Here is a 15,365-nt window from a genome sequence, read left to right as displayed (position 1 = left end):
GGAGGGCAACGGCGGCGAGATGACGCCAGACCCGTCCGAGGACACGAGGAGGACCGCCGGTGGCACGCACCCGTCTGGAACTGACCTGGGCCAACAAGGACAGGGCGCTAATCCCCACGGAGCACGGCCGCTACGGCTACACGTGGGTGGACCCACGGGACCCGCGCTACTGCGAGGTGCGCCCGCTGGTGCTGGGCGAGCAGGTGACGGGGCAGCAGGCCTCCAAGGACGACGCCGGCCACTACACCGAGCGGGCGGACCTGGCCCCGCAGTCGGACAACCTCCTCATCCACGGGGAATCCGGGGACGTGCTGGAAGCCCTGACCCTGGTCCCGGAGCTGGCTGAGCAGTACGTGGGCAAGGTCAAGTGCGTGTACATCGATCCGCCGTTCAACACGGCGCAGACCTTCGCCAACTACGAGGACAACCTCGAGCACTCCATCTGGCTGACGATGATGCGGGACCGCCTGCTCCACCTGCGCACGCTGCTCAGCAATGACGGCTCCATCTGGGTGCATCTGGACGACGTCGAGGTGCACCGCATGCGCGTCCTCATGGACGAGGTGTTCGGTGCGGGGAACTTCGTGGCTGAGGTGGTCTGGCAGAAGGCCGACTCGCCACGCAATGATGCGGCGGGGTTCTCCAAATCCCATGACGTAATTCTGGTGTACTCGCGGACTGACGTCTGGTCACCAAATCGAGTTGCGCGCCTCAAGTCCTCAAACACAAGCCGCTACAAGTCTCGCGACGGGGACCCGGTACCGTGGCGTGATGGTGACGCAACAGCACCGGGTGCCGCCACGCACCAAGGGATGGTCTACGGGATCCAGCACCCGGTCACGGGAAAAATGATCTACCCGACCCCAGGGCGACACTGGGGTCTGAGCCAGGAGCAGATGCTGGCAAACATGCGCCAGTATGCACCTTACGAATTGCAGGACCTTGGCGATGACTTCGAGCGTGCGCGGATATGTGGCGTTCGCCCGGACGAGGTGCGCCGCGGCGTCCTGGGGATTGCGCTCGCCACGGATCTCAAATCCGCGCGCTCGGCGGCACAGGCACGCTATGAGCACGGCAATTGGCCCGAAATCGTCATGTTGGGCCTCAAGGAGAAGTTCCAGCGGAAGAAGCACCTGGCTGACGATGGCCGTGTCCCGGAAACTCTCTGGAAGGGCGTGGACGTCGGAGGAAATCTGCGAGCGAAGAACCAGCTAAAACAGTTATTCCCCGAAGTCTCTCCTTTTGCTACGCCCAAACCCGAGGAACTGCTGGAACGCGTCATCCATATCGCCACAAACCCCGGGGACGTCGTGCTGGACGTGTTCGCCGGCTCTGGCACCACGGCGGCGGTGGCCCAGAAGATGGGGCGCCGCTGGGTGACGTGCGAACTCGTGGAGGACACGCTAGTGCGCTTCACCCGGCCGCGGCTGGAGAAGGTGGTGCGCGGAGAGGACCCCGGCGGCGTCACCTCCGTCGCCGGCGAGCGCGTGGCGGCGGACGGCGTCGAACTGCCTGAGGGCGTCTCGGCCGAGGACGCCCAGGCGTTCACGTCTGTGCTGAACAAGGTCGTCAAGGCAGACCCGGGCGGGACTCTGGCCACAGACCCCGCGGTGAAGCGGCTGAAGGCACTGACCAAGACCGTCAAGACCAAGCCGGCCGTGCACTGGCGCGGTGGCGGCGGGTTCATCACCGCCACCCTCGCCCCGCCGGTCTTCGACTACGACCCGGACCTGCAGCTGGTCACCCTCACCGAGCACGCCACGGGCCCCACCCTGGTGCGCTCGGTGGCCGCGAACCTCGGCTTCCGCCTCACCCCTGAGCACCCGCACTTCCACGGCGTGAAGAACCGGATGCGGCTCGTCGTCGTGGAGGGCACCGTCACCGAGGCCACCGCCTTGGACCTCGCCGCCCACCTCGCCGAGGGCGAGGGCCTGACCATCGCCGCACTGGGCCGTGAGGAGGGCATGCAGGAGGCGCTGCGCCGCGCCGCCCGCGGCGTGCGCGTGCTGCACGTGCCCGACGACCTCTTCCGCCACGGCGGGACCGCTGCCGAGGAGGAGACCGCATGAGCCCCCGACCGCTGAACCTTCCCCTGGACCAGGCGCTGATCGACCAACTCAGCCGGGAGTTCGGCCTCCGCGCGCACAACGCGGACGGCCTCCGTCAGCTCGTGTTCGCCCTCTCCGGGGACTACGACCCCGCCGTGCCGCAGGTCATGGACATGTGCACCGGCTCCGGCAAGACATACCTGATGGCCGCGTTCATCGAGTATCTGCGCCGACAGGGCCACCGCCACGTCATGGTGGTCACCCCTTCCACCGTGGTGCAGGCCAAGACCGTGCAGAACTTCACCCCCGGCTCCCGCCGCCACATCACCGGCGCCGCCGTGCACCCGCAGGTCACCACCCCGCAGGACTACTCCGCCTGGCGGGCCGCGCAGGCCTCCCCCGGCGGGCAGCTGTTCGGCGAGGGAGCCTCCCAGCTGTTCGTGTTCAACATCCAGCAGCTGATCGCCCCCAAGCAGGCCGAGGGCGAGACCGCCGGCGAGGGGATGGCCGCCACGCAGCGGCGCATCCGCCGGTTCGACGAATCCACCGGCAACCTGTTCGATCACCTGCGGGCGCAGGACGACCTGGTGGTCATCGCCGACGAGTCCCACCTCTACGGCACCCAGGCCAAGGCCTTCCACCAGGCCATCCGGGACCTCGAGCCGGCCGCCACCGTGGGCCTGACCGCCTCCGCGAGCGCGAAGGACCACGTGGTGTTCCGCTACCCGCTGCACCAGGCGATCACCGACGGCATGGTGAAGACCCCGGTGATCGCGTACCGCTCCTCCGGCTACCCGGAGGTCGGCGGCGAGGAGCTGCAGCTGCAGGACGCCCTCGTGCTGCTGAACGCCAAGCAGGCCGCCTACGAGGGCTATGCCTCGGAGACCCTGGGCGCGAAGCCGGTGAACGCGGTGCTGTTCGTGGTCTGCGCGGACGTCGCGCACGCCACCGAGGTGGCACAGCTGCTGCGCACCCCCGCCTACTTCGGTGCCGATGACGCCGTCCTCCAGGTGGACAACGCCCACGACGACGTGGTCACCCAGCAGCGCCTCGAAGACCTGGACCAGCCGTTCTCCACGGTGCGCGCCGTGGTGAGCGTGAACAAGCTCAAGGAGGGCTGGGACGTGCGCTCGATCGCCGTGATGGTGACCCTGCGTGCTCTGGCCTCCGAGACGCTGACTCAGCAGACCATCGGCCGTGGGCTGCGCCTGCCGTTCGGCCAGCGGACCGGGGACCCACAGGTGGACACCCTGGACATCCTCAGCCACGCCTCCGTGAAGAAGCACCTGAGCTCGGAGAAGGTCCTCCAGGAGTTCGGGCTCGTCGAGGCCGTCCGCCCACAGGACGCGGATCGTACGCTGCCGCCCGTGCCCACGGACCCGGGGACCGGCGCCGACGGCAATGCGTCCGGGCAGGAGGGGGTCGACGTCGTCGGCCCGGACGGAACCACGAACCCGCCGGAGTCGACCCGGACGCCCGACCCGCGGCCTACCGTGGCCGTGCGCGAGTTCGGCGACACCAAGGACTTGGACCGGCAGGTGAGCCGCCCGGAGCCGGTGCGAGTGGGCCTGCAGCCAAAGTTCCAAGCCATCGGCGGCTTCCAGGTGCTCTTCCCGCGTGTCACGAGCGAGCGGGTGATCGCGCCGCTGAATCTGGCGCGTCTGTCCGACGAGACCATCCGTTCCCACGCGCGCAAGGTCCTCGACGCGGGTGACGTCCTGCATCGCCAGGAGCTGCTGGCGAACCGGCTCAAGACCCGGCTCCAGCTGCACTCTGTGGACCAGGCCAACGTAGCGTCCGTGCCCGTGGAGCCCGACGACGTCGCCCGTGAGCTTGAGAGGGCCGCGCTCGCCGTGGCTTCGCTCCCGCGCACCGCGACAAACCTGACGCAGATCAAGCGGTACGTGGTTCCCACATTCATCCGTCAGAGCGACACCGCCGAGTGGACCGTGAAGTCCCTGGCGTCGGCCTGCGACCGGCTGACGGACATGCTCAAGCAGGCGGTGCGGGACCACGAACGCTCCGCCACTACAGCGGACATCGTGACGCCTGTGCCCGTGCCGCGGACCGACCATCACCTGCTGCCCGCCGGCGAGGTCGTCCATCCCCGACCGGAGGCTCGGGGCGACTTCGTGGTGCGCCGGTGGTACGAGGGCTGGCAGCGCAGCGTGTTCACCGCCGCCCGCTTCGACTCCTGGACCGGCGAGTACGCCCTGGCCGAGCTACTGGACATCTCCCCGGACATCACCTGGTGGATGCGTCTGGAGCCCGCCGCCGGGGCCGGCATCGCCTACACCCCGCGGGACACCTATTACCCGGACTTTCTGGCACTGGACGCCGACGGCACCCACTGGATCATCGAGGGAAAGAACGACGCCGGCGCCGGGGACGCGACCGTGCAGCTCAAGCGGGAGGCCGCCCAGCGTATCGTGCGTGAGCTGATCGGCATGGAGGAGTTCATGGACCAGCGGTGGGGCTACCTCATCGCCTACGAGGGCGAGATCGCCCGGGCCGACGCGTGGAAGGACCTGCTCTCCGCGAGTGCGCCGGTGGTGACGCCTGCCTGACGGAACCACAGTCACCGCCCGGACGGCCCCGGGTGACGACGCCGGAACGTGCCCCCGACCTCGCCCAGACCCCGGATCTTGATCAGTAGGGTGGGGCACATGACCCCAGTCACAGTCACGTTGCCCGAGGATCACCCCCTGCTGAGCCCCTCTCCCCTGCCCCTCGGGCTGCCCGACTTCGCCGCCGTGAGCGACGCCGAGCTGGCCGCGGGCCTGCGCCACGGCATGGCCGAGCACCGCGCCGAGGTGGAGGCGCTGCTCTCCTCGGCGGAGGACCCCACCTTCGAGAACACGGTGCGCGCCCTGGAGCTGTCCGGGCAGCTGCTGCGCCGTGTCGCCCCGATGTTCTTCACCCTCGTCGGCTCCGACGGCACGGATGCCCGGCAGGCGCTCGCCGAGGAGCTCTCCCCCGAGCTCGCCGCCCACGAGGACGCGATCCTGCTGGATCCGCGCCTGGCCGAGCGGGTGGCCGCCGTCGACGGCGCCGCCCTCACCGGGGAGGATGCACGCCTCCTCGAGCATCTGCGCGTCCGCCTGGAGCTGGCCGGGGCGCACCTGGCCCCCGCCGAGCGCGACGAGCTGCGCCGGCTCAACGGGGAGCTGGCCACGGCGAAGGCCGCCTACACGCGCCGCCTCGTCGCGGACACCGCGGCCCGTGCGGTCCTGGTGACGGGCCGCGAGCGCCTGGCCGGACTGGGGGCGGACGAGGTGGCAGCGGCCGCCGCGGCCGCGGCCGAGGCCGGTCATGGCGACGGCGACGCCGAGGCGGGCCCGTGGCTGCTCACCCTGTCCCTGTTCACCTCGCAGCCGTGGCTGGCGGACCTGGCGGACGCAGACCTGCGGCGGGACGTCTTCGACGCCTCGGTGGCGCGCGGCTCGGAGGGGGAGCACGAGACGCTGTCCACGGCGATGCGGATCGTGCGGCTGCGCCTGGAGAAGGCCCGGCTGCTCGGGGCGTCGTGCTGGGCGGAGCACGCCCTGAAGGACCGCGCCGCGCCCTCGGTGGCCGCGGTCGAGGAGCTGCTGGGTGCCCTGGCGGGGCCGGCCATGGCGAACGCCCGGGCGGACGCGGCCGTCGTCGCCGGGGACGGTGCGGACGTGGCCCCGTGGGACTGGCCGTACGTGGCGGCGGAGCATGCGCGGGAGGCGTTCGCGGTGGACGCGGGAGCGCTGCGCCCGCACTTCGAGCTGAACCGGGTGCTGACCGAGGGCGTGTTCGCGGCGGCGACGGCGCTGTACGGCCTCTCGTTCACCGAGCGCCCGGAGCTGGCGCCGCACCTCTACCGACCCGGGATCCGGGTGTGGGAGGTGGCGGACGAGGCGGGCACCGTCGTCGGGCTGTTCGTGGGCGACTTCTTCGCGCGCGCCACGAAGTCGGGCGGGGCGTGGATGCACACGGTGCGGGACAAGGCGGAGGCGCTCGGCGAGCGCCCGGTGGTGTTCTGCACCATGAACGTGCCGTCCCCCGCGGCGGGTCGGCCCGCCCTGCTGACGCTGGACGAGACCACGACGCTGTTCCACGAGTTCGGCCACGTGCTGCACGGCCTGCTGGCCGAGGGCGAGTACGCGTCGCTCACCGGCACCGCGGTGCCGCGGGACGTCGTCGAGTTCCCGAGTCAGGTGAACGAGTACTGGCTGCGCGAGCCGTCGCTGCTGGACGCGTACGCGCGGCACGTGGAGACGGGCGAGCCGCTGCCGGAGGGCACGCTGGAGCGGCTCGAGGCGGCGGACCTGTGGGGCGAGGGCTACCGCACGGTGGAGTACCTGGGCGCCACGATCGTGGACTGGGCGTGGCACACGGTCACCGAGGAGACGGTGGAGGAGGCGACGGCGGACCCCGCCGCGTTCGAACGGCACGCCCTCGAGGCCGCGGGGATCGACCCGGACCTGGTGCCGCCGCGCTACGGCACGGGCTACTTCAAGCACATCTTCGGCAACGACTACGCCGCCGGGTACTACTCGTACATCTGGGCGGAGGTGCTGGACGCGGACGCCGTGGAGTGGTTCCGGGAGAACGGCGGCATGACCCGCGAGAACGGGCGCCGGTTCGCCGCGGAGCTGCTCTCCCGCGGCGACACCCGCGACCTGCTGGAGTCCTACCGGGCCTTCCGCGGCCGGGACGCCGAGCTCGAGCCGCTGCTGCGCCGCCGCGGGCTGCTGGCGGACTGAGCGTCCCTCAGACCGGACGGTAGGGCGCGCATCGCCGAACGGGGGTGCGCGCCCTCCACCCCGGCCGCGGGAGGAGCGAGCCGACGGAGGAGCTGGTCCTCGAGCCGTCGGCCAAGATGAGGGTGGTCTCGGACCGCCCCTTCCCCTCCTGCACCGTCACACGTCCGGCGACGACGGCATCGACCACCTGGCGCGCAAAGGCCAGGTCTCGGTCTTCCACTCCGATCTCCCAGCGCCCGCCCCCGTCCAGGAGGACGGTCAGCTCGACCACCGTGGTGTGCTCTTCGTCCGCCAGCCCGAAGGCGATCGAGAGGCCCTCCGCCTCAGCACGATGCGGTTCCACGCCCAGGAACATCAGACGTGCCCCCGGGCCCTGACCCCGTTCGAGGGAGACGGCCGCCGCATCGCCGCACGCGGACCGGACGTGGGCGACGAGATCCTCCATCACCCGGATGCGCCCCACAGCCGGTGCGTGGTCCCCTGTGCGACGCCGACGCGGCCTCACTGCCGCGGCGCCCCCGGCCGCGGCGCGGCCAGCACGGCGCGCAGGAAGCCGCGCACGGTGCGGTCCCACTTCACGGGGTCCACGTTCTGCTCGCGGGTGTGGCCCGCCTGGGTGAACCGGACGAACCGCACCAGGTCGGGGTTGCGCTCGGCCAGGGCCATGGACGGGCCGACCGGGACGTACTCGTCGTCCTCGGAGTGCAGGATCAGCGTCGGCACGCGGACGTGGTCGGCGCGCGTGACCCAGTCCAGCGCCTGCAGGTCCACGGGGGCGGCCAAGCCCGTCACGAACCGGCCGGCGCGGTTGGACAGCAGCCACTGTCCCAGCAGCCCCACGGCCTCGGGGATCCGGTTCATGCGGGCCTGGTGACGCAGGACGTCCATCCAGTCGACCACCGGTCCGGTGAGCACGATCCCCCGCACGCGGGCGGCCAGGTCCGAGCGGTCGGCGAACTGCAGGACGATCGCCCCTCCCATGGACCAGCCGAACAGGACCACGTCCTGCGCCCCGTGGTCCAGCGCGTACTGCACCGCGGCCGCCACGTCCTCCCACTCGGTGGTGCCCAGCCCGTAGCGGGCGTCCTCGGCGTCGGGGGCGTCGCCGTCGTTGCGGTAGGAGATCAGGAGGGACGTCATCCCGAGGCGCTGCGCCGTGGGCACGGCGCGGAGGCCCTCGGTGCGGCGGGCGCCGCGGCCGTGCACCATGACGGCCCACAGACCCTCGGCGGCACGCGGCGCCGCGGACGGCCTCGGGTCAATCCGCCACGCCGGGGCCACGCCGCCGGGCACGGGCACCTCGACCTCCGCCGCGTCGAGTCCCGCGGCGGCCGGCGTCGGGTACACGTACCCGGTGAGCCTCCCGCGCGTGGCGGCGCGCAGGTCCCCCGAGTAGACCTCCTCCACCACGCGCTGCACCGTCCCGTCCCGGGGGTCATGGGAGCGGATCGCGCCGATCCGCGCCACGTGCTCGCCCTGCCCGAACGTCAGCGAGTACGTGCCGGGCACGGTGGTGTGCCGGTCCGCCGGCAGGATCACCTCGAGCCCGTCCGGGCCGTCGACGACGGCGAGCACCGCGGTGTCCTCGGCGTGGCCCCGCACCGGAGTCACCACGGCGCGGGCGAAGACGCCCGCGAGCGCGGAGCTGGCCCCGGCCACCACGAACGCGCCGGACACGGCGACGGAGAGCGCGGTGGGGACCAGGCGGGCGGCGGGGCTGGCGACGGCGGCCGTGCCCCGCACCCCCTCCCGCATGGCACGGCGCAGCGCGGCGGCCCACGGGTGGGCCGGCCGGGCGGAGGGAGTCAGGACGGGACGCGCGAGAGGGCCTCCGCGGCGGGGGCCGCGGCGGCGGAGGCGGGAGGTGGCCATGGCGGTCATTCTGTCGCACGGCCGCCGACGCCGGGAAACGGGACGGTACGGGACCGGCCGGGAACATCGGGGCGGCGCCGCCGGTTGGCTCCGGACATGAGCACCCCCCAGCCCACCACCCCCGAGCCGAGCATGCCCGAGCCGCGCACCGACCCCCTCCCCGAGCGCGCGGACGCCCCCGCGGACCGCGCGCCCCTGACCGACGAGGAATGGGCCCGCCGCCTGACCCCGCAGGAGTTCGACGTCCTGCGCCGTGCCGGCACCGAGCGCCCCTACACGGGCGAGTACTGGGACACCCACGTCGAGGGCGTGTACGCGTGCCGGGCCTGCGGCCAGGAGCTGTTCCGCTCCTCCGAGAAGTTCGACTCCCACTGCGGCTGGCCCTCCTTCTTCGCCCCGCTGGCGGAGGACCGCGTGGAGTACATCAAGGACGCCTCCCTGGGCATGGAGCGCATCGAGGTGCGGTGCGCCGGGTGCGGGTCCCACATGGGGCACGTATTCGCCGGCGAGGGCTACGGCACCCCCACGGACCTGCGCTACTGCATCAACTCGATCTCCCTCCGCCTGGACCCGCGCCCGCTGGCCGCGGCCGAGGACGCGACGGGCGAGGTCGACGCGCCGGGGCGGGGGCTGGCGTGAGCACCGCCCCGGGGCTGCGCGCGTTCGCCTCGGACAACTACGCCGGCGTCCACCCGGACGTGTGGGCCGCCCTGGCCGACGCGGACGCGGACCACGCCGTCTCCTACGGCGCGGACCCGCTGAGCGCCCGCCTGCAGGAGCGGGTGCGGGAGCAGTTCGGCGAGCAGGCCTTCGCCGTCCCGGTGTTCACCGGCACGGCGGCCAACGTGCTGGCCCTGCAGGCCATGACCCCGCCGTGGGGCGCCGTGCTCACGGCCGCCGGGTCGCACCTGCTGCACGACGAGGGCGGCGCCCCCGTGCGGATCGGTCGGGCCCCGATGGTCCCCCTGGACACCGACGACGGCCGCCTGTCCCCGGACATGCTCGCCGCCCACCTCGACCGCCGCGGCGACGTGCACGCGAGCCAGCCCGCCGTCGTCGCGATCGCCCAGGCCACCGAGGCGGGCACCGTGTACACGCCCGAGCAGGTGCGGGCCCTGGCCGACGCCGCCCACGACGCCGGCCTGAGCCTGTACATGGACGGGGCGCGCCTGTCCAACGCCGCCGCCGCCCTGGGCGTCCCCCTGCGGGCCTTCACCGCCGACGCCGGCGTGGACGTGGTCTCCTACGGCGCCACGAAGAACGGGGCGATGGGCGCCGAGGCCGTGGTGGTGCTGAACCCGGAGGCGATCGTCGCCGCCCGGCTGCTCGGCCCCGCCGACCTGCCCGGCCAGGACCCCGAGGACGCGGGCGCCCGCGCCGCCCAGGCGCTGGGCTACCTGCGCAAGCAGGACATGCAGCTGGCCTCGAAGCACCGCTACCTGGCGGCGCAGCTGCTGGCGCTGCTCAGCGACGACCTGGGCGTGCGCCTGGCCGGGCGCGCCAACGCCATGGCCGCGCAGCTCGCGGACCGGGTGGCGGGACTCGACGGCGTCGAGCTCGTGCGGGCACCCGAGGCCAACGCCGTGTTCGCCCGCCTGGACCGCGCCGTGGCGGACCGGGTGCGCGCCCGGCACCCCTTCTACGACTGGGACGCCGCCGCGCGCGAAGTGCGCTGGATGACCTCCTGGGACACCACCCCGGGGGACGTGGAGTCCTTCGTGGCCGCCCTCGCCGAGGCCCTGGACGAGGCCGCCGCCCGCTGACGGGGGCGCCGCGGGTCTGCGGCGCGCCCCCGGCCCGCCGGCGGCGGCCCGCCCTAGGCTGGGCGCATGAGCACCCCCGGTCCCCTGCGCGCCGTCGGCGAGCCGGTCCGTGCCGCGCCGCCGGCGGCGTTCCGGGACGCCCTGGCGGACCTGCGCGACGCGCGGCCGCGTCCCGAGGTGCGCCTGCGCCCGATCGAGGCCCCGCCCGGGCTCGCCCCGCACGCCGTGGCGCTCGCGGCGGAGGTCCTCGACCCGGCGGGCGGAGGGGACGCGGCGCTGGCCACGGGTCGGTTCGTGCTGCTGCACGACCCCGCCGGCTCCCCCGTGTGGCACGGCTCATTCCGGGTCGTCACCTACATCCGCGCCAGCCTCGAGCCGGAGGCGGCCGCCGACCACCTGGCCGGGGCCGTCGCGTGGACGTGGCTGGCCGAGGCCCTGGACCTGCGCCATGCCGAGCACACCCACGCGGGGGGCACCGCGACACGCCAGCTGGCCGAGCACTTCGGCGTCCTGGCCCAGGAGCCGGGCTGGAGCGACATCGAGCTGCGCGCCTCGTGGACCCCCGCCCCGCGGGACCTCGGCGCCCACCTCGAGGCGTGGTCCGACATGATCTGCGCGTTCGCCGGCCTGCCCCCCGAGGCCGACGCCGAGCCGCCCCACCCCGCCGGACGATGACCGACGCCCCCACCCCGACCAGGAGACCCATGCCCCCCGCCGACACCCCGTCCCCCTCCGCCGAGCACGTCCCCGCCCCGGAGCTGGTCTCCGCGCCGGCGGGCGGCGTCCCCCGCGTGACGGACACCCCCGCCGGCCTGACCGCCTGCGCCCGCGCGCTGCGGTCCGGCACCGGTCCGGTGGCGGTGGACGCGGAGCGGGCCTCCGGGATCCGCTACGGCCAGCGGGCCTTCCTCGTGCAGCTCAAGCGTCAGGGCGCCGGGATCTGGCTCGTGGACCCGGAGGCCTTCGCGGACCTCACGGAGCTGGACGAGGCGCTGACCGGCGTCGAGTGGATCCTGCACGCGGCGAGCCAGGACCTGCCGTGCCTGGCCGAGCGGGGCATGACCCCGGACCGCCTGTTCGACACCGAGCTCGCCGCGCGCCTGGCGGGCCTGCCCCGCGTGGGCCTGGCCGCCGTCCTCGAGTCCCGCCTCGGCCTGACGCTGGCCAAGGAGCACTCCATGGCCGACTGGTCCACCCGCCCGCTGCCCGAGCAGTGGCTCAACTACGCCGCCCTCGACGTCGAGCTGCTGGTCGAGCTGCGCGACTCGCTCGCGGAGCTGCTCGAGGAGCAGGGCAAGCTGGCGTGGGCCGAGCAGGAGTTCGAGCACGTGCGCACGGCGCCGCCACCCGCCCCGCGCCAGGACCCGTGGCGGCGCACCTCCGGGGCGCAGACCCTCACGAAGCCCGCCCAGCGGGCCGTGCTGCGCCGGCTCTGGCAGGCCCGCGAGGACCTGGCCCGGCACCGGGACACCGCCCCCGGCCGGCTCCTGCCGGACTCGGCGCTGGTGGCGGCGTCCGCCACGGCGCCGCGCACCGTCCCCGAGCTGCGCGCCACGCGCGGCTTCCACGGGCGGCACGCCTCCAAGGAGGCGCCCCGCTGGATCGCCGCGGTCCGGGCCGGCCTCGACGACGCCGACGCCGGCCAGGCGCCCCCGCGCCACGCCCCGGGCGGCTCGGACGGCCCGCCCCCGCACCGGTCCTGGAAGGACCGCGACCCGCTCGCGGACCGCCGCCTGAAGACGGCCCGGCCGCGCGTCGCCCGCCGGGCCGAGGCGCTGGGCATGCCCACGGAGAACCTGCTCACCCCGGACACGCTGCGGCGGGTCTGCTGGGCCCCGCCGGAGCCCCTCACCCCCGAGTCCGTGGCGGAGGCCCTCGCCGGACACGGGGCGCGCCCGTGGCAGGTGGAGGCCACCGCCGCGATCGTCACGGTGGCCCTGCTGGACCCGGACCCCGCCCAGGACTGACACACCCCCCCCCGATGCCGGGACGGCCGGTCCCGGGTACAGTGAGAGGCGCATCACATCCGTCCGCCACGCCCGGGAGTACCATGAGCCACCGTCCGGCCCCCCTGTCCGACTTCGACCGCCTCGTCCGGCTCGCCCCGGACGAGGTCGTGACCCGCGCCGAGGTCACCGACCACCCGCTGCCCGGCGAGGCCGGCACGCTGGCCCTGATCACCCTGGACAACGGGCAGGGCCCGCGCCGGCCCGCGACGCTCGGCCCCGCCTCCCTGATCGGGCTCGGTGAGGTCCTCGACGCCCAGGCCGCGCGCGCCGAGGCCGGCGGGATCCAGGCCCTGGCCGTCACCGGGACGGACGGCGTCTTCGCCGCGGGCGCGGACCTGTCCCTCATCGCCTCCCTGCCCGCCGACGCCGAGATCGGCCGCGCGCTGGCCCTGCTGGGCCACGCCGTGTACGACCGTCTCGACGCCTTCCCGGTCCCGACGTTCGCGTTCGTCAACGGCACCGCCCTGGGCGGCGGCCTCGAGCTCGCCCTCGCCGCGGACCACCGGATCGTGGCGGCCGACGCGACGGGCTTCGGCCTGCCCGAGGTGCGCCTCGGCCTCGTGCCCGGCTGGTCCGGCATCTGGCGCGTCCCGCACCTGATCGGCCCGGAGGCGGCCGTCGACGTCGTCCTGAAGAACCCCCTGGACAACAACCGGACCCTCGACGCCCGCGCCGCCCACGGGCTCGGGCTCATGGACGCCGTGGCCGAGTCCGACCTGCTGGCCGAGGGACTCGAGCACGCCGCGGCCGTCGTCTCCGGCGGCGGGAGCGTCGCCGACCGCTCCCCCGACACCTCCGACGCCGCCTGGGACCGGGCCCTGGCGACCCTCGAGAAGCTCCAGTCCACGCGCCCCGGCCGGGAGCTGCCCGCCCGCCGCGCGCTGGCGGAGCTGTTCACCGCCGCCCGCACCCGCTCCCGCACTGAGTCCGCGGAGGCCGAGGCCGAGGCCCTGTCCCGGCTGATCACCTCCGCGGAGTTCCGCCGCACCGTCTACGCGTTCCTGGGCCTCGTGCAGGGCCGGGCCAAGCGCCCGGCCGGGCACCCCGGCGCCGAGCTGGCGCGCGAGGTGCGCAAGGTCGGCGTCGTCGGCGCGGGCCTCATGGCGGGCCAGCTGGCGCTCGTGTTCGCCCAGCACCTGCAGGTGCCGGTGGTCATGACGGACATGGACCAGGAGCGCGTGGACCGCGGCCTGGCCGGCGTGCGCGCGCAGGTGGAGAGGATGATCTCCCGCGGGCGCCTCACCGCCGAGCAGGGCGAGGCCCTGGCCGGGCTGATCACCGCGGACACCGACAAGTCCGTCTACGCGGACGCGGACATGGTCATCGAGGCCGTGTTCGAGGAGCTCGAGGTCAAGCGCACGGTGTTCCGTGAGCTGGAGGGCATCGTCCGCCCGGACGCGATCCTGGCCACCAACACGTCCTCGCTCTCCGTGGCCGCGATGGCCGAGGTGCTCGAGCACCCCGAGCGCCTCGTCGGGTTCCACTTCTTCAACCCGGTGGCGCAGATGCCGCTGATCGAGATCGTCCGGGTGGCCGAGACGTCGGACGAGGCGGTGGCCACCGCCTTCGAGCTGGCCCGCCGCCTGCGCAAGACCGGCGTTCTGGTCAACGACGCCGCCGCGTTCGTGGTCAACCGCGTCCTGCTGCGCCTGATGGGCGAGGTGCAGGCCTCCTTCGACGAGGGCACGGACGCGCACACCGCCGACCACGCCCTCGACCCGCTGGCCCTGCCCATGACCCCGTTCACGCTCGCGGCGATGGTGGGCCTGCCGGTGGCCCAGCACGTCTCCGAGTCCCTGGCCGCGGCCTTCGGCACCGAGCGCTTCCCGGTCTCCGCGAACGTGCAGCGGATGATCGACGCCGGCAGGACCGCCCTGTGGGCCAAGGACGTCCGCACGGACCGCGTCGAGGAGGAGGCCGCCGGCGCCACGGGCGAGACGATCCCCGAGGCCACCCGGGCCGTGCTCCAGCAGGGCGACAACCCGCAAACCGCGGAGCAGCTGCGCATGCGCGTCGAGGACGCCCTGGCCGAGGAGATCGGCCTGCTCCTGGACGAGGGCGTCGTCGCCGCCCCCGAGGACGTGGACCTGTGCATGATCCTCGGCGCCGGCTGGCCGCTGCACCTCGGCGGCATCACCCCGTACCTGGACGACTGCGGCGCCGCCGAGCGCGTCCGGGGCCGGCGCTTCCACGCCTGAGCCGGCCCGGCCGGCCGGGCTCAGAGCGGCAGGCCCGCGAAGGTGTGCAGGTCCGCGGGCAGGCCCTCGAGCGCCGCGGCCCGGGTGGCCACCGGCGCCGAGGTCGTCCCGCCGCCCCAGTCGGAGGCGACCACGACGCCGTCGCGCACCATGTGCACGGCCAGCACGTGACCCTCGGAGACCACCTCCACCCGGCGGCCGGGGCCGTCGCCGCCCGCCGGGGCCTCGCCCACCCGCAGGACCGCCCGCGGCATCCGCAGCGGGCCCTGCAGCGGGGAGGGCTCCTCCAGGCGGGCGTGCTCGGCGCCCCCGGCCGCCGCGACGGCGGGCATCACCAGGTGCTCGGCCCACGAGGGCACCACATCCGGGTCCAGGCCGACGCGCTCGCGGTCGATCCGGACCCGCTGGGCGGTCACCGAGTCCTCGTGGTCGCACCACGCCCACGTGGCGCCGTCGTCCGTGAAGGCCACGCGCGCCTGGGCGAGGTACCGCTCGGGCAGGTCTGCGCGGGCCCGGCGCTGGGCGCCCGTCGGCTGGAAGGCCATCCGCGTGGTCAGGACCCCCGCCGCCAGATGACGGTGGAGGAACCCGGCGTGCTCCCCGTCGAGGGTCACGGACTCCCAGCGGTCGAACGGGGTGAGGTCGAAGGCGGGGTGGGCGGTCACGGGGCACTCCTGGGGTCGTGAGGGGCGGACGGTCGCGTCCCCGGCATCATCCCATCCGCGTCCCGACCGGGTGA

General features: G+C 74.1%; 11 protein-coding genes. 8 read left to right on the top strand and 3 right to left on the bottom strand.

The annotated features are described in order from the left end of the window. Positions 1–59: 59 nt before the first annotated feature. From BJ976_RS04515 to BJ976_RS04505, 3 genes are all read left to right on the top strand, one after another. The gene (locus BJ976_RS04515; RefSeq protein WP_135030268.1) at positions 60–2,069 is read left to right on the top strand and encodes a site-specific DNA-methyltransferase; all 2,010 of its coding nucleotides are present in this window, start codon (positions 60–62) and stop codon (positions 2,067–2,069) included. Beyond that, positions 2,066–4,615 carry a DEAD/DEAH box helicase gene (locus tag BJ976_RS04510; protein WP_135030267.1) on the top strand — a complete coding sequence of 850 codons (2,550 nt, stop codon included), beginning with the start codon at positions 2,066–2,068 and terminating at the stop codon, positions 4,613–4,615. Before BJ976_RS04515 ends, BJ976_RS04510 begins: the two co-directional genes overlap by 4 nt. Before the next feature lie 99 nt (positions 4,616–4,714). Then, entirely contained in the window at positions 4,715–6,784 is a 2,070-nt protein-coding gene (locus BJ976_RS04505; protein WP_135030266.1) for a M3 family metallopeptidase, read from the top strand. A gap of 7 nt (positions 6,785–6,791) precedes the next feature. Here the strand turns inward: BJ976_RS04505 and BJ976_RS04500 are convergent, their stop codons facing one another. Beyond that, entirely contained in the window at positions 6,792–7,127 is a 336-nt protein-coding gene (locus BJ976_RS04500; RefSeq protein ID WP_135030265.1) for a hypothetical protein, read from the bottom strand. Positions 7,128–7,285: 158 nt separating this feature from the next. Beyond that, the gene (locus tag BJ976_RS04495; RefSeq protein ID WP_376698722.1) at positions 7,286–8,539 is read right to left on the bottom strand and encodes an alpha/beta hydrolase family protein; all 1,254 of its coding nucleotides are present in this window, start codon (positions 8,537–8,539) and stop codon (positions 7,286–7,288) included. 213 nt (positions 8,540–8,752) lie between these two features. Here BJ976_RS04495 and msrB point away from each other — a divergent pair, with 213 nt between their 5' ends. The 5 genes from msrB to BJ976_RS04470 all read left to right on the top strand — a co-directional run bounded on the left by msrB (position 8,753) and on the right by BJ976_RS04470 (position 14,626). Then, complete coding sequence (gene msrB, locus BJ976_RS04490; RefSeq protein WP_135030263.1) at positions 8,753–9,295, top strand: peptide-methionine (R)-S-oxide reductase MsrB; 543 nt, start codon at positions 8,753–8,755, stop codon at positions 9,293–9,295. Next, positions 9,292–10,419: a threonine aldolase family protein gene (locus BJ976_RS04485; protein WP_135030262.1), complete on the top strand. Its 1,128-nt coding sequence runs from the start codon at positions 9,292–9,294 to the stop codon at positions 10,417–10,419. The genes msrB and BJ976_RS04485 overlap by 4 nt, the downstream gene beginning before the upstream one ends. Before the next feature lie 66 nt (positions 10,420–10,485). Next, positions 10,486–11,094 (top strand): DUF3000 domain-containing protein, encoded by a 609-nt coding sequence (locus tag BJ976_RS04480; protein ID WP_135030261.1) that lies wholly within the window; start codon positions 10,486–10,488, stop codon positions 11,092–11,094. A gap of 29 nt (positions 11,095–11,123) precedes the next feature. Further along, the gene (locus BJ976_RS04475; protein ID WP_135030260.1) at positions 11,124–12,386 is read left to right on the top strand and encodes a ribonuclease D; all 1,263 of its coding nucleotides are present in this window, start codon (positions 11,124–11,126) and stop codon (positions 12,384–12,386) included. An 83-nt stretch (positions 12,387–12,469) separates the two neighbouring features. Next, entirely contained in the window at positions 12,470–14,626 is a 2,157-nt protein-coding gene (locus BJ976_RS04470; RefSeq protein WP_135030259.1) for a 3-hydroxyacyl-CoA dehydrogenase NAD-binding domain-containing protein, read from the top strand. Positions 14,627–14,646: 20 nt separating this feature from the next. On the opposite strand, the gene BJ976_RS04465 is transcribed toward BJ976_RS04470, so the two are convergent. Beyond that, the gene (locus BJ976_RS04465; RefSeq protein ID WP_135030258.1) at positions 14,647–15,291 is read right to left on the bottom strand and encodes a hypothetical protein; all 645 of its coding nucleotides are present in this window, start codon (positions 15,289–15,291) and stop codon (positions 14,647–14,649) included. Positions 15,292–15,365 lie beyond the last annotated feature (74 nt).

This window comes from Micrococcus flavus (assembly GCF_014204815.1).
GTDB classification, from domain to species: Bacteria; Actinomycetota; Actinomycetes; order Actinomycetales; family Micrococcaceae; genus Micrococcus; species Micrococcus flavus.
Note: the sequence above shows the minus strand (reverse complement) of the source record. Positions and strands in the feature narration are given on the sequence as shown.

Bases quoted from the DNA above. Each gene is read 5' to 3' on its own strand.
- BJ976_RS04510 (WP_135030267.1), top strand. From the start codon at position 2,066: ATGAGCCCCCGACCGCTGAACCTTCCCCTGGACCAGGCGCTGATCGAC.
- BJ976_RS04505 (WP_135030266.1), top strand. From the start codon at position 4,715: ATGACCCCAGTCACAGTCACGTTGCCCGAGGATCACCCCCTGCTGAGC.
- BJ976_RS04495 (WP_376698722.1), bottom strand. From the start codon at position 8,539: ATGCGGGAGGGGGTGCGGGGCACGGCCGCCGTCGCCAGCCCCGCCGCC.
- msrB (WP_135030263.1), top strand. From the start codon at position 8,753: ATGAGCACCCCCCAGCCCACCACCCCCGAGCCGAGCATGCCCGAGCCG.
- BJ976_RS04480 (WP_135030261.1), top strand. From the start codon at position 10,486: ATGAGCACCCCCGGTCCCCTGCGCGCCGTCGGCGAGCCGGTCCGTGCC.
- BJ976_RS04475 (WP_135030260.1), top strand. From the start codon at position 11,124: ATGCCCCCCGCCGACACCCCGTCCCCCTCCGCCGAGCACGTCCCCGCC.
- BJ976_RS04470 (WP_135030259.1), top strand. From the start codon at position 12,470: ATGAGCCACCGTCCGGCCCCCCTGTCCGACTTCGACCGCCTCGTCCGG.